This window comes from Vagococcus hydrophili, assembly GCF_011304195.1.
Classification (GTDB): domain Bacteria; phylum Bacillota; class Bacilli; order Lactobacillales; family Vagococcaceae; genus Vagococcus; species Vagococcus hydrophili.
In genome coordinates, this window is the sequence record NZ_CP049887.1 from 3,004,051 (window position 1) to 3,018,123 (window position 14,073).

General features: G+C 36.0%; 13 protein-coding genes. 3 read left to right on the plus strand and 10 right to left on the minus strand.

Annotated elements, in window-relative coordinates; genetic code table 11:
* Positions 1-115: 115 nt before the first annotated feature.
* From G7082_RS14700 to G7082_RS14735, 8 genes are all read right to left on the minus strand, one after another.
* Positions 116-1,372 (minus strand): dihydrolipoamide acetyltransferase family protein, encoded by a 1,257-nt coding sequence (locus G7082_RS14700; protein ID WP_166035946.1) that lies wholly within the window; start codon positions 1,370-1,372, stop codon positions 116-118.
* Between the two features lie 24 nt (positions 1,373-1,396).
* A complete protein-coding gene (locus G7082_RS14705) occupies positions 1,397-2,383 on the minus strand; it encodes an alpha-ketoacid dehydrogenase subunit beta (RefSeq protein WP_166035947.1) in 987 nt (328 codons plus the stop codon).
* A gap of 26 nt (positions 2,384-2,409) precedes the next feature.
* Positions 2,410-3,396, minus strand: coding sequence for a thiamine pyrophosphate-dependent dehydrogenase E1 component subunit alpha (locus G7082_RS14710; protein ID WP_166035948.1), 987 nt, complete (start codon positions 3,394-3,396; stop codon positions 2,410-2,412).
* 18 nt (positions 3,397-3,414) lie between these two features.
* Positions 3,415-4,827, minus strand: a complete 1,413-nt coding sequence (lpdA, locus tag G7082_RS14715) for a dihydrolipoyl dehydrogenase (RefSeq protein WP_166035949.1) — start codon at positions 4,825-4,827, stop codon at positions 3,415-3,417.
* Positions 4,828-4,839: 12 nt separating this feature from the next.
* Entirely contained in the window at positions 4,840-5,922 is a 1,083-nt protein-coding gene (buk, locus tag G7082_RS14720; RefSeq protein ID WP_166035950.1) for a butyrate kinase, read from the minus strand.
* A gap of 19 nt (positions 5,923-5,941) precedes the next feature.
* Positions 5,942-6,766, minus strand: a complete 825-nt coding sequence (locus G7082_RS14725) for a phosphate acyltransferase (RefSeq protein WP_166035951.1) — start codon at positions 6,764-6,766, stop codon at positions 5,942-5,944.
* Positions 6,767-7,323: 557 nt separating this feature from the next.
* The gene (gene recQ, locus G7082_RS14730; RefSeq protein ID WP_166035952.1) at positions 7,324-9,096 is read right to left on the minus strand and encodes a DNA helicase RecQ; all 1,773 of its coding nucleotides are present in this window, start codon (positions 9,094-9,096) and stop codon (positions 7,324-7,326) included.
* A 119-nt stretch (positions 9,097-9,215) separates the two neighbouring features.
* Positions 9,216-9,881, minus strand: coding sequence for a trimeric intracellular cation channel family protein (locus G7082_RS14735; protein WP_166036118.1), 666 nt, complete (start codon positions 9,879-9,881; stop codon positions 9,216-9,218).
* Positions 9,882-10,113: 232 nt separating this feature from the next.
* Here G7082_RS14735 and G7082_RS14740 point away from each other — a divergent pair, with 232 nt between their 5' ends.
* Complete coding sequence (locus tag G7082_RS14740) at positions 10,114-10,311, plus strand: YwbE family protein (protein ID WP_166035953.1); 198 nt, start codon at positions 10,114-10,116, stop codon at positions 10,309-10,311.
* A 90-nt stretch (positions 10,312-10,401) separates the two neighbouring features.
* Positions 10,402-11,952, plus strand: coding sequence for an AMP-binding protein (locus G7082_RS14745; RefSeq protein WP_166035954.1), 1,551 nt, complete (start codon positions 10,402-10,404; stop codon positions 11,950-11,952).
* A 104-nt stretch (positions 11,953-12,056) separates the two neighbouring features.
* On the opposite strand, the gene G7082_RS14750 is transcribed toward G7082_RS14745, so the two are convergent.
* Complete coding sequence (locus G7082_RS14750) at positions 12,057-12,512, minus strand: YaiI/YqxD family protein (protein ID WP_166035955.1); 456 nt, start codon at positions 12,510-12,512, stop codon at positions 12,057-12,059.
* Positions 12,513-12,528: 16 nt separating this feature from the next.
* Entirely contained in the window at positions 12,529-12,993 is a 465-nt protein-coding gene (locus tag G7082_RS14755) for a YehS family protein (RefSeq protein WP_166035956.1), read from the minus strand.
* A 351-nt stretch (positions 12,994-13,344) separates the two neighbouring features.
* On the opposite strand from G7082_RS14755, the gene G7082_RS14760 reads away from it, so the two are divergent.
* Complete coding sequence (locus G7082_RS14760; RefSeq protein WP_166035957.1) at positions 13,345-14,031, plus strand: helix-turn-helix transcriptional regulator; 687 nt, start codon at positions 13,345-13,347, stop codon at positions 14,029-14,031.
* Positions 14,032-14,073: the final 42 nt, after the last annotated feature.

The following is a 14,073-nucleotide window of genomic DNA, read 5'->3' on the forward strand; positions in this document are numbered from 1 at the left end:
TTTGTTTATCGATTTTTTCCGTCAGCAAATAAGCCGTTCATCACGTCATTTATCAATTAAATTCTTGTGATGAACGGCTACTTGTGATTAAAGCAATTCCTAATCTTTATTAAATTTAGTAAATATCTGATTCTACTTCAAAACGAGCTAGATTTTCTTTGATATCCTTCAAGAATTTACCTGCTTGTTGACCATCTAAAATACGGTGATCAATTGACAAGCAAAGGTTAACCATGTCAGCTACTTTAAAGCCTCCATCTTTTGTTGGTACTACTCGTTTATTGATTGATTCCACTTGTAAAATTGCTGCTTGTGGATGGTTAATGATTCCCATTGATTGAACAGAGCCTAGACTACCTGTATTGTTTAAAGTGAACGTGCCACCTTGCATGTCTTCATTTGCTAGGATTCCTGTTCTTACATCACTTGCTAGGCGATTAATTTCTTTAGCTAAGCCAGTTAGTGAATAGTTATCTGCTTGATGAATCACCGGTACAAAGAGATGCTCATCAGTTGTGACTGCGATTGATAAGTTAATATCTTTATGATAAACAATGTTACCATCTTGCCAAGAAGTATTGATTTTCGGATTTTTCTTCATTGCTTGAACTACCGCTTTAGCAAAGAATGGGAAGAAGCTCAGAGACATACCTTCTTGCTGTTTGAAACCATCTTTCACACTGTTTCTTAAATTCACAATATTCGTTACATCTGCTTCAACCATAATCCAAGCATGTGGAATTTCATTCACACTTTGAACCATCTTCTTAGCGATCGCTTTTCTAACACCATCAGCTGGTACTACTTCATCATGAGCACTTGCCATAACTGGTACTGGTTTTGGTAGTGCAACCTGTGTCACTGGTGCTGCTGCTTTAACTTCTACTGGTTGTTCAACTTGAACAGGAGCAGCTGATGCTTCACTTGGAACAAAGTTTAGAATATCTTTTCTAGTGATACGACCTTCTTTTCCTGTTCCCACAACTTGAGCTAAATCAATCCCTTTTTCTTGAGAAAGTTTTAAGACAGCTGGTGAATAACGTCCTGCCATTTTTCCTTGTGTTGGTGAAGGTTGAGCAACTGGCGCTTCTGCTTTCGCTGTTTCTTTAACTTCTGGTTTTTCTTCTGCACCTTCAACTTCTAATGTCATTAAAACAGTTCCAATTGGATAATCTGTATCTAAATTAACGATTAAGTCTTTAACCACCCCATCAAAATCAGATGGAACTTCTGTGGTTACTTTATCTGAAACAACCTCCATTAAAGGAGCGTAGCGTTTAATTTTATCTCCTGGTTGAACCAACCATTGTACGACTGAAGCTTCTGTGACACTTTCCCCTAAATGAGGCATTAAGATTTCTTTGATTGCCATCTTTATCTTCCTCCTATATCAAGTTTAAAATTCTGCTAGATCTTTCATTGCTTGAGTCACTTGCTCTTGATTCACTAAAAATTCTCTTTCAAGAGGTAATGCGTATCCCATACTTGGTACGTCTGGACCTGCTAAACGTTGAATAGGGGCATCTAAATCAAACAACGCATCTTCTGAAATCATGGCTGCAATCTCACTAATAATTGCGCCTTCTTTATTATCCTCAGAAATAAGTAAGACTTTACCAGTTTTCTTCGCTGCATTCACTAATGTTTCACGGTCTAGTGGGTAAAGAGAACGAACATCGACTACTTCTGCCTCAATGCCTTCCTCAGCTAATTTTTCAGCCGCAGAGATTGCATATTGAAGCATCATTCCGTAAGCAATAACAGTGATATCACTACCTTCGCGAACGACATTTGCTTTATCAATTGGAACAATGTAATCATCTGTTGGTACATCTGCTTTAAGTAATCGATATAGACGTTTATGCTCATAGAAAATAACTGGATCATCTGATCTAATCGCCGCTTTAATCATGCCTTTTGCATCATATGGATTAGAAGGTGTTACCACTCTTAAGCCTGGTTGACCACAAAAGATTTTTTCTGTTGATTGAGAATGATATAAACCACCACGAACCCCACCACCATAAGGCGTACGATACACAATTGGTGCTGTCCAGTCACCTTTCGTACGGTAACGCATGGTTCTTGCTTCTGATAAAATTTGGTTCGTTGCTGGTAAGATATAATCAGCAAATTGGAACTCTCCAATGGCACGATAGCCACGTAATCCTAGACCGACAGCTAAACCACCGATTAAACCTTCTGTTAATGGTGTATTAAAACAACGATCATCTCCGTATTTAGCAGCCAAGCCTTTGGTTACACCAAACACACCACCTTTATCTCCACCAACGTCTTCACCGAAGATTACTACTTTCTCATCACGAGCCATTTCCTCAGAAATACCTAAATTCAATGCTTCTAAATATGTCATTTCAGCCATTATTTTCAATCCTCTCTTTTTAATTACTATTTAGCGTAAACTTCTTCGTATAAAGATTCTGCTAGTGGTTCTGGCATTTTTTCAGCTTCATCTGTTGCTAGATCGACTTCAGCTCGAATTTCTTCGTCCATTTTATCTAGTTCAGCTTGTGTCATGATTTTTTCTGCCAATAATTGTTTGACCATGGCATCAATCGGATCTTTTTCTTTCATTGATTCGATTTCTTCTTTTGAACGATAAATGGTTTGATCATCATCTGCCGAGTGAGATGTTAAACGAGATACTCGGAGTTCGATTAATTTAGATCCTTTACCAGCTCTCGCGTCTTCCACCGCTTTTTTGAATGTTAAGTAAACTTCTGTGAAGTCATTGCCATCAACTGAAATCCCTTCAAAACCGTAACCTTCCGCACGATCTGACATGTGTTTATTGGCATATTGTTCTTTAATCGGTACCGAAATGGCATATTCATTATTTTCAACAACAAAGATTAATGGTAATTTCTTAACGCCTGCAAAGTTCATTGCTTCTTGAACTTCTCCTTGGTTAGCTGATCCTTCACCAGTTGTTGTTAGGGTTACAAAATCACTTTTTTCTAATTGTGCAGAGTACGCAACCCCTGTTGCAAGAGGCATTTGTGTACTTACAGTTGATGCAAAGGAAACGATATTATGTTCTTTAGATCCGTAATGATTAGGCATTTGACGGGCGTGAGAAGATGGGTCTGCTTCTTTTCCAAATGAGCCCATAATAATATCTTTTGGTGTCATTCCCCAAACTAAACAGGCTGTCATGTCTCGGTAATAAGGTAAGTAGTAATCTTTTTTAGGATCAAAAGCTAAAGCCATTGCTACTTGCGCCACTTCGGCTCCTTGACCTGAAATATTAAAAGAAGTTTTTCCAATCCGAGTCAGTTGCCATAAACGTTCATCTAGGCGACGACCTCTTAAAACTTCGCGGTATGCTTGAATCAATTCTTCTTTACTTAAACCTGATTTTTTTAACGTTTTCATTTACTATCAACCTTTCTATTATTTATGAATGGCTAAGCCATAAGTGTCTAATGCAGCTTCTTGCAGTGCTTCTGTTAACGTTGGGTGAGGGTGAATTGCTTCGCCAATCTCCAGTGGTGTCGCGTCTAAATAAATTGAAGTACTGGCTTCTGTGATTAAGTCCGTTGCATGAGGTCCAATGATTGAAACGCCTAATAAATCATCTGTTTCCATATCTCGAATCACTTCAATGAAGCCATCACTTTCCCCGTAAACTAATGCTTTTCCATTGCCGCCAAAGTTAAATTTACCTACCTTAACTTTTTTGCCTTCTGGGGTACTGCCTTTCACATAACCTACACTAGCAATTTCAGGATTTGTATAAACCCCTCTTGGAACATTGTGATAATCAAGTGGTATTACTTCTTCTTGAAGAATATGAGCAACTGCCATCTCTCCTTCTTTCATCGCTACATGAGCCAGTTGCATGGTGTCAATACAATCACCAATCGCATAAATATGACTCTCCGTTGTTTGGTAAAACTCGTTGACTTCAATTCCTTTGTCGCCATATTTCACTGAAGTATTTTGAAGACCAATCCCGTGAACGTTAGGCGAGCGACCGATAGCCACCATCACTTTATCAACAGTTACTTTGTCTTTTCCTTCAATCGAAACTTCTACAGAAGAACCTGTTACTTTGGCTTCTTCCACTTTGCTACTTAAAAGAATGGTAACCCCTTTATTTTCCAAACTTTTCTTCAATTGTCTTGAAACCGTTGGACTTTCATTAATAAGTAAACGATCTAAAAATTCGACAATCGTTACTTTCACCCCTAAACTATTTAAAAGAGATGCCCACTCAACGCCAATCACACCACCACCTACAATCACGATTGATTCAGGTAATGTTTCTAATTGAAGCATGCCATCAGATGAAAGAATAAACTCTTCATCAAGTGGAAGATTAGGCAAGGTTCTTGGACTCGATCCTGTGGCAATAATGACATTTTTAGGAACAATAATTTCTTCTTCTTTTGATTTATCATTAAAGGTCACTGCAACCGCTCCAGAAACAGGTGAGAAGATGGAAGGTCCAAGAATGGCTCCTTCACCTTCTAGGACTTTGATTTTATTTTTTTTACAAAGTCCTTCTACCCCTGAGTGAAGTTGGTCAATGATTCCTTGTTTACGTGCTTGGATTTTTTCAAAATTAACGGCGAATTTTTGATCTGATTCAATACCAAACTCTGCTGCTTGTTTCATTGTGTCATACACTTCGGCACTTCTTAAAAGAGCTTTCGTTGGAATACAACCACGATGCAAACAGGTTCCACCTAGTTTGTACTTTTCAACTAAAGTAACACTTAATCCTTTTTGAGCGGCTCTAATGGCTGCCACATAACCGCCCGTTCCGCCACCTAAAATCAGTAAATCTGTTTGTTCTGCCATCACACATCACTCCTACTTTAGAATTTCAACTTCATCGTACGCTAATGCTTTTTCTTCACCTTTTATCACTCGCAGAGCGCCTACATACAAGGCTTCCATTTCCATCTCACCTGGAAAAGCTTTGACTGGTGCTATCCACTCTGTATACTCCGTAATTTTACTTAAAACATACTGAGAATAAATCACCCCACCAGTTAAAATAATCGCATCCACTTGACCCTTTAACGCCACCCCTAACTCGCCAATATTTTTAGCTACTTGGTAACACATACCATCAAGATAATATTTTGCTTCTTCATCTCCTTGGTTCATTCTTTTTTCTATTTCACGAATATCCGTTTCACCCAAATAAGATTTTAAACCTGCGTTTCCAGCAATTAACTTTTTGACATCACTGACTGTCATATTTTCAGCAATCACTCGCTTAGAAAAATCTAAAACCGGGAGCGCTCCACTTCTTTCAGGTGTGTAAGGACCTTCACCGTCAATACCGTTAATAACGTCAACCATTCGACCGTTCTCATGAGCACCTAAACTAATTCCGCCACCTAAGTGAGCCACAATGAAAGAGCCTGTTTCATAGGTTTTCCCTAAATCTTCAGCCACTTTTCTAGCGACCGCTTTTTGATTTAAAGCATGACAAACGCTTCTTCTTTCAATTCCTTTTAAACCAGAGATTCTTGAGAGCGGTTTCATTTCATCAACCACAACTGGATCGACAATAAAAGCTGGTATGTTTAAAGATTCAGCAAATTCATTGGCTAAGATAGCTCCTAAGTTAGATGCATGAGTATTATATTTTTCTTCTCTTAAATCCTTTAACAGTGCTTGGTCAACTTGATAAGTGCCACCTGGTATTGGTTTTAATAAACCACCTCGTCCTACAACGGCAACTAATTTTTCTGCCAAGCCTAATTTATCGATAAAATTTTTGATAATGTTATATCTAAAATCCGTTTGACTAATCACGTCTTTAAATTGTGAAATTTCTTCTACACTATGTCTTATAGTTTCTTCAGCTATTAATTGATGATCAGCATAAACGGCTGTTTTAGTTGATGTTGACCCTGGATTAATGACTAATATTGCTTCCATCTAGTTTCCCCCTTTTACCTTAAACTTGTTTTAGTGCAAATTTTAATGAATGTAACTTACTCTCTGTTGAATCACTTCTTGAGGTAAGAACCACTGGAATTTTCGTTCCAACGATTGTTCCTCCAACTTTAGCCCTACCAAAAATAGTGAGGGATTTGTATAAACTGTTTCCCGCATCAATTGCTGGTACAACAATGACGTCCGCGTCTCCCATAATCGGACCCTCATAACGTTTATGTGCCACTGCTTCTTTTGAAAGAGCTAAATCTAATGAGATGGGTCCAAAAATAGTGGCAGCTGTTGTTTCACTAAAATGTTCTGTCACTTCCGTTGCTAAAACAGAAGAAGGCATTTTAGGATTAAAGTTTTCTGCCGCACTTAGTAAGGCAATCTTTGGTTTATCTAAGCCAATTTTATGAGCGACTTCTTTTACATTTTCAATAATGGCAATTAAAGCATTTTTATCTGGTGCAATATTCATGGCACAATCTGTTAGTAAAAAAGATTGCTTTGTCTGAGGAATATCCACCATTGCTACGTGAGATAAAACTTGTTTTGTTTTTAAGCCATGTTCTTTGTTGAGTAATTCTTTTAATAACGTATGAGTTTGAATGATTCCTTTTAGTAAAATTTGGGCTTTGTTCTCTGCCACTAGTTGAATGGCTTTTTGAGCGACCTGTTTTTCATCTTCACAATGAACATATTTCCAAATTTCTTCACTTCCGATATTTTCTGTTGTGTCAAAAACAACAAATTCAAGTGTTTCCTGACACTCTTCTTGAGCTTTTTTCACGAGTTTTAAAATCTCTGGTTGTGAGCCACCTGCTACTGCTACTGTTATCAAATTATTCACCTCTTCTTACTTGTCTCTGTCTACATATCCAATGTACTCTTTATTGTAACCGTTTACAAATTGTTAATTTTTATTAAACTATTAATAATTTTAATACCCTATAAAATTATTTTATATGCTAAAACTGTGAAGTGGATAACAAAAAAGAATGACTAGTAAGCCATTCTTTTTAATGTTTGGAGTTAAACGCCTTTTTTATCACTCTGTTTTAGTCTGGATTCAATAAGCAGCTCCTTCGGTAATTTCAGGAATATCAAATAATCCAAAACCGGGATTTTTTGATATTTCTTCCAATTACTCGGAGCTAAACGCTTATTTCATCACGCTTATTTAGTCTGGATTCAATAAGCAGCTCCTTCGGTAATTTCAGGAATATCAAATAATCCAAAACCGGGATTTTTTGATATTTCTTCCAATTACTCGGAGCTAAACGCTTATTTCATCACGCTTACTTAGTCTGGATTCAATAGGCAGCTCCTTCGGTAATTTCAGGAATATCAAATAATCCAAAACCGGGATTTTTTGATATTTCTTCCAATTACTCGGAGCTAAACGCCTTTTTCATCACTCTTTTCATATTCTCTCATTACTTTCATAAACGCTTCGCCGTATTTGTCTAGTTTATTTTGACCGACTCCTTTGATTTGAAGGAAATCTAGAGAGGTTTTCGGTTGTTTTTCGATCATCTCATGAAGTGTTTTATCAGAGAAAATGACATAAGGTGGTAAGTTTTGTTCGTCTGCTAAGTCAGAACGTAACTCTCTTAGTTTTTCAAATAAACCATCATCTACTACTAATTGTTTAACCACTAATTGTTTTCTAAAGACTTGTTTCTTTCCTAGTAACACATTAATTCCTTCCCCTGAAAGAGATAGTAAAGGATATTGTCCTTTTGACGGAATTAAGTACTGCTCAGCTGTTAAGTAATCAATCAATTGAGTAACTTCTTTTTGTGACCAGTCTTTCATTAAACCGTAAGTTGTCAGCTCATCAAAATGCCACTGTTTGATTTTTTGATCTTTTGAACCAGTTAAAACTTTAGCTACTAATGATTTTCCGAACTTTTCATTCATCCGTTTCACACAAGAAAAGACTTTTTGCGCTTCAATTGTGATATTCACTGATTCACGCTCGTCTAAACAATTACTACAACGTCCGCAATCTATTCCAACTTCACCAAAGTAGCGTAAAATATAGTTTTGCAAACAGCTTTCCGTATGAGAATATTGATTCATTTCTCTTAATTTCAAGTATTCATTTTGACGATATTCTATATTAGCTTCTGATTGTTCAATAAAAAATTGTTGAATTTGAACATCTTGAGGACTGTATAATAAAATTGCCTCACTTGGTAAGCCATCACGTCCAGCTCTCCCTGCCTCTTGGTAGTATGATTCTAAATTACCAGGCATTTGAGCGTGCACTACAAAGCGAACATTACTTTTATTAATTCCCATACCAAAGGCGTTAGTTGCCACCATCACTTCTACTCGGTCATAAGCAAAATCCTCTTGGTTTTTAGATCTGACTTGTTCAGACATTCCACCATGATACATACCAGCCTTAAGCTTATTATGAACCAGTAAGCGGTGAATTCTTTCCACTTCTTTCCTTGTACTAGCGTAAATAATTCCTGATTGACCTTGATTCATTTTTAGAAACTCTAATAAGTAAGTGTCCTTTTGATCCTTAATCACTTGAAAGGCTAGATTGTCTCTGGAAAATCCTGTAACTACTTGATTTTCTTCTGGAATTGACAATAATTGACAAATATCAGTCGCCACTTCCGGTGTGGCTGTTGCCGTTAATGCCACAATTCTTGGGCGTGGTGAAAAAGAACGAATGGTTTGAGCTAAATTAATATAACTTGGTCTAAAATCATGCCCCCATTGAGAGATACAGTGAGCTTCATCTATCGCGATTAATGAGACTTGAACATGTCTTAATAACTCAACAAAATCAGAAGTTTCAAGACGCTCTGGAGCCACATAAAGTAATTTCACCTCTCCTCTAGCTGCTTGGCCTAAACGAAACTGAATCTCTTGATAATTTAGCGTGCTATTAATATAGCTAGCAGGAATTCCCATGTCATTTAATGCATCTACTTGATCCTTCATTAAGGAAATTAGAGGGGAAATAACCACTGTTAACCCCTCTAAAACTAAGGCTGGCAGTTGATAACAAATGGATTTCCCACCACCTGTTGGCATAATTCCTAAACAGTCATTTCCTTGAAGTATATTATTTATAATGGTTTCTTGACCTTTTCGAAAGGATTGATAGCCAAATTTTTCTTCTAAAAGTTGCAGTACTTGATCCATTTTATCCCTCTTTTCCTTGCCTATTATAACCGAAAAAAGTCTTTAATTCATGGAAAACAACAGAAAAAAAGAAACTCACATATTTTCTGCAAGTTTCTTCATTGTTAAATTACGCATAATTAATAATCTTGTTCTTTTTCTATTATTTGCTGTGGGGTGATTTGAGGTAATTCATTTTTTACAAAGGCCGTTGCTTTCGGCAAGTTCCAGTTGTAAAGTAAGCCGATTAATCTAAACACAACCGTTAAACCAATAATCAACATATAAAATAAAGGTTTCGTTGGAACGAAGAAATAGATCACCACTGCGATTAAAATCGACCAACTCCCATAAATTTCAGCACTTAACACATTTGGTTTTTTACCAGCCAGAAGGTCACGAATCACCCCACCACCTGTTCCTGTTAAAATTGCTGCAACAATGACAGGACCAATGTGTGTATTAATATCTAAGCCATATAAAGCTCCTTGAATGCTAAAAGCCGCTAGCCCAATCGCATCAGAGATAATTTCCATTTTTTTCCATGAGGTAAATTTCTTTGGAAACAAATAGACTAATAAAATCGTCGCAAAAGATACATAGAAAAGATTCGTTTGACTCCAAAAAACTGACATGGGTAAGTCTAAGATAACATTTCTTAATACCCCGCCACCAAATGCGGTGACAAAACCCAAAACAGTTATGCCTAATATATCATAATCTTCTTCCATAGCAACGATTGCTCCAGATAGTGAAAATGCAATGGTTCCAATAATACTTGTAACTTCTAAAACATCCATCCCAATTACCTTCCTAACCTCACAACAATAAAATCGTTCGTTATTTTTTTACAGCATATAAATGATGTATCAAATTTTCGTCATTTTTTTAGAAAAAATTTTTACCTTTTTAATTTATAGTATCTCTTCTCACTTGTCTAGTTTTTAGAACCACTTTTCATAACAAATTTTGATTGGTAAATAGGCATAAATCTTGTTATGATAGCAAAGTAAATTTAACCCATAAAGGATGGTAATTATGAACGGTAAAAATAGAAGTCAAATCAAGATTGGGCAGTTAGTTGATATTGTCTTAAAAAAAGATCAACGTAGTGGTAAATTAACGAGAGGTCACGTTAAAAGAATTTTAACCAACAGCGCAAATCATCCTCACGGCATTAAAGTGATGTTAGTTGAAGAGGATCAAGTTGGACGTGTCCAAGGGATTATTGAGTAAATTTTTTTGTGAAATATTTAACTATGACCACTTACTTTTTGTTATAATGTAACAGTTCCAAAAATTAACGACTAAAAGGAGTTCCTTTTCATGATTTTTCCAAACAATACGTATCAAGAGTTAAATCTCTATTCAAATTTTGCAGAGGCTGCTGAGAGATTCCCTAATGTTCCCATCTATTTTGATGACACATTAATCGGATTTCCAGATTTAGCTTTAGAAACGACTTATCAAGACGCTAAAACAAGCATTATCGCCCAAGCATCTCGCTTAAAACAACTTGGTATTAAAAAGGGGGATAAAGTGGTTATCTATAAATCTCCCATGTTTGATACTTATTTACTAGCTGTGGCCGTGAGCTTCCTTGGGGCAGTTCCTGTGATGATTTCCTTTCACTTTCCAGCGCCAATTATGACGATTATGTGTGACCGTCTGGAAAACCCTTGGATGATTTTTGATCAAGTGACCGCATCAAAAGCACCTCACATTACAAGTATTCCATCTAATCAATTAATTGAATTAGAAAAACTTGTCACTCTAGAAGTGAATGAGACCCCTGAACAAGAATTTTTACCAATCGATGACATTTCTTACATGACTCATACTTCGGGTACAACAGGCGTTCCTAAATTAATCGCTCATTCTGCCCAATCAATGGGTTGGCGAACTAAGTGGCAAAAAAATATTTTTGATTTGATGAAACAAGATGAACTCGTTGCTTTCCATATCTCACCCGTTCACTCTCGTTTTAATATTGGGATTTCTTCTCTAATGTCGAAAGGTTTTCCTATGCTATGGATTGGTAGCAGTGAACTAGAGAATGTTGACCGAACCTTAACAAAATTTAAACCTGTTGCTTTAGAGACTCATCCAAATAATTTTGTTCAGTGGAGTCATTTAGCTAAGGAAAAACCTGAACTATTTGCTAGTTTTAATTATTTCCATTCAACTTTTGATGCGATTAATAAAGGGACGATGGAGATTTTCTTAAATGCTTCAAGTGGTGAGCGACCTGTATTCATGCAAGTATACGGTCAAAGTGAATGTGGTCCCATGATTATGAGATTCCACACGAAAGAATCGATTGAAACATTGGATGCTCGTAATATGGGTGTTGGTATGCCTGAATTAACAGAAGTTCGAATTGTTGATGAGAATGCTCAGGTTGTCCCAGAAAACACAACTGGTAACATTCAAATGTTGTCTAAAGGACGTGCCCTAACTTATTATAAAGAAGATGCTCGATTCACTGAAAACACTTATGATTTATGGTGGGATAGTGGTGATTTTGGTTACAAAGATGAAAACGGTGATTTATTCTTACTCGATCGTCAAGTTGATTTAATCCGTGACGTGGAAAGTACCCTAAAGATCGAAGACTTACTCTTAGATAAACTAGATTTTCTAAATGAAGTCGTGATTGTTCGTGGAAAAGACGATATCGCTCAACCGATTGTTTCTGTTGTAGATAATGAAGACATGGACTGGGAACGTTGGTGGCACGCTATATCTGATTTCCCACTTCTAAGTAAACCACTTATTTGGGATTATAATGATATTCCAAGAACTGCAACGATGAAAGTTCAGCGATTGAAGATTGAAGAAGATTTGAAAAATCAGAGTGATGAAAAAGGCGCCTAGCTCTGAGCAGCTGGAGGAGCTGCCTTTTAAATCCAGACTAGATAGCGTGATGAAAAAGTCGCATAGCTCCAAGCAATAAAAATACTAAAAAACCAAAACTGAATCTAATCAGTTTTGGTTTTTTTAGCTATAACCTCTTTCATCACTTCAACAAATTTATTTCTATCCTCTTGAGTAAAAGCTTTAGGACCTTTCGTCCGCTTTCCCGCTTTTCTCATTTGTCCACCGATGTAGCGCTGAGTTAATAAAGTATCGATGGTTTCTGGTAAATATTCTTTCCCACTATGATGAAAAACACGAACCTTTTTACCTAATAACAATGAAGCTAATCCATAGTCTTGAGTAATAACCACGTCATCTTCCTGAATCTCTTTAACAATTCGGTAATCTGCCCCGTCAGCACCTTTATCGACATAAATAAAACTGACAAACGCTGGATACTCCTTATTTGTAAAATGATCCACACTCGTCACAATCAGTACAGGTAGATTAAATATCTCAGCTAGTTTAATGACTTCATTTTTTACAGGAGAACCATCTCCATCAATCACAAATCTCATGAGCAAAACCTCCTTTTTAACGGAAACGTGGAACTAAACCTAGTAAAAAGTGTTTCGTATAATTATCTAAGCACTGTTTGTAGTTACGATGTCCTTCTTTACGTAAAAATGATCCTAGTTCACTTTTAGACATTTTAATATCGCCATCTTCAAAAATTTCAATCATATCATCCGTTGTCAGCGAAAGAGCTATTTTAATTTTCTTAAGCAAAATATTATTCGCATTTCTTTGACGCAATTCAAAAACTGGTTCAACGCCTTCTCTAGCACCACGTTGAGAAGTCACTAACCCATTTAAAAATCTCTCAAATAATTCATCAGAAATCTCAGTTTCGTAAGTCTCTTCATCCACCATTGTTAACATAGATAAAAATTCTTCCTTAGAGACAACTGCCCCACCTAATTTAAATATTTCAACAACATCTACATCTCTTATATCTAACGCATATCTTAAGCGTTTCAAGCGATCATTATGATTCATCCTGTCACCTTCCATTCCACATTGTATTATAGCAAAGAAGTACTACAAAAATAAACAAGTAACTTGGCTTAACTAAAATATTAGTTAACTCAAGTTACTTGTTCCATCGATATACAAAAAGAAAAATGAACTTTATCACGGTGGTTTTCCGATGCGAAATGTTATTTATGATAGGATAGGGGATACTAAAATAAATACTAGTCACTGATCAAAAAGTTCATCGTTCAAAAATAGTGTACAACTGAACTAAAGTTTAGTCAATGGTTTTTTTATCATCTTTTTCGGAAATTGCTTTTAAATTAAAAAAGTATTACACTTAGATTAATTTTAGTAAAGAAGGTGTGACATCAAATGAAATCCTATCTGAATTTAAGTAAATCGGATCAACAACTTTTAACATCCTATTCCTTAACGCTTAAAGCTCTTAGCAACTTTTTAGGACATAATCATGAAATAATTTTATACAGCCTTGAGAATATTGAAAAATCTGCTTTAGTAGTGATTAATGGACACCTCAGTAACACAAAAAAGAATGATCCAATTTCAGACTTAGCTTTAAAAAAATTAAAAGATTTAGAAAAAAATAGTGATTCTATGGTCATGCCCTTTTTTGAGAAAAACGAAATTGGCTCTATTCTAAAATCCAGTACTATCCCAATTTTTGGAGAAAATAATCGAGTGATTGGCTTGATTTGCATTAATTTGCCTTTAGAAATTCCTCTTATTGATTTTCTAAGTGATTTAATGCCACCTATTCAACAAAAAGATAAAGAGACAAACATCGACATCAAAAACTCCGAAACTTTCTCTGAAAGTATTGATGAACTTATTACGATTTCACTCAATAAAATGAAACAGTCTGTTCACAATAATCCAGAGATATCGAGTTTAAATGAAAACAAAGAAATAGTGGTTGGTTTGTACGATCAAGGAATATTTAATTTAAAAGATGCTGTGCTAATTATCGCTAAAAAACTAGGTATCTCTAAGAACACCGTCTATCTCCATATTAGAAATCATAAGAGTGATAATTTTTGATGGCACTTATGTTCGTTTTTATAAAAAATAAACAAAACGCGT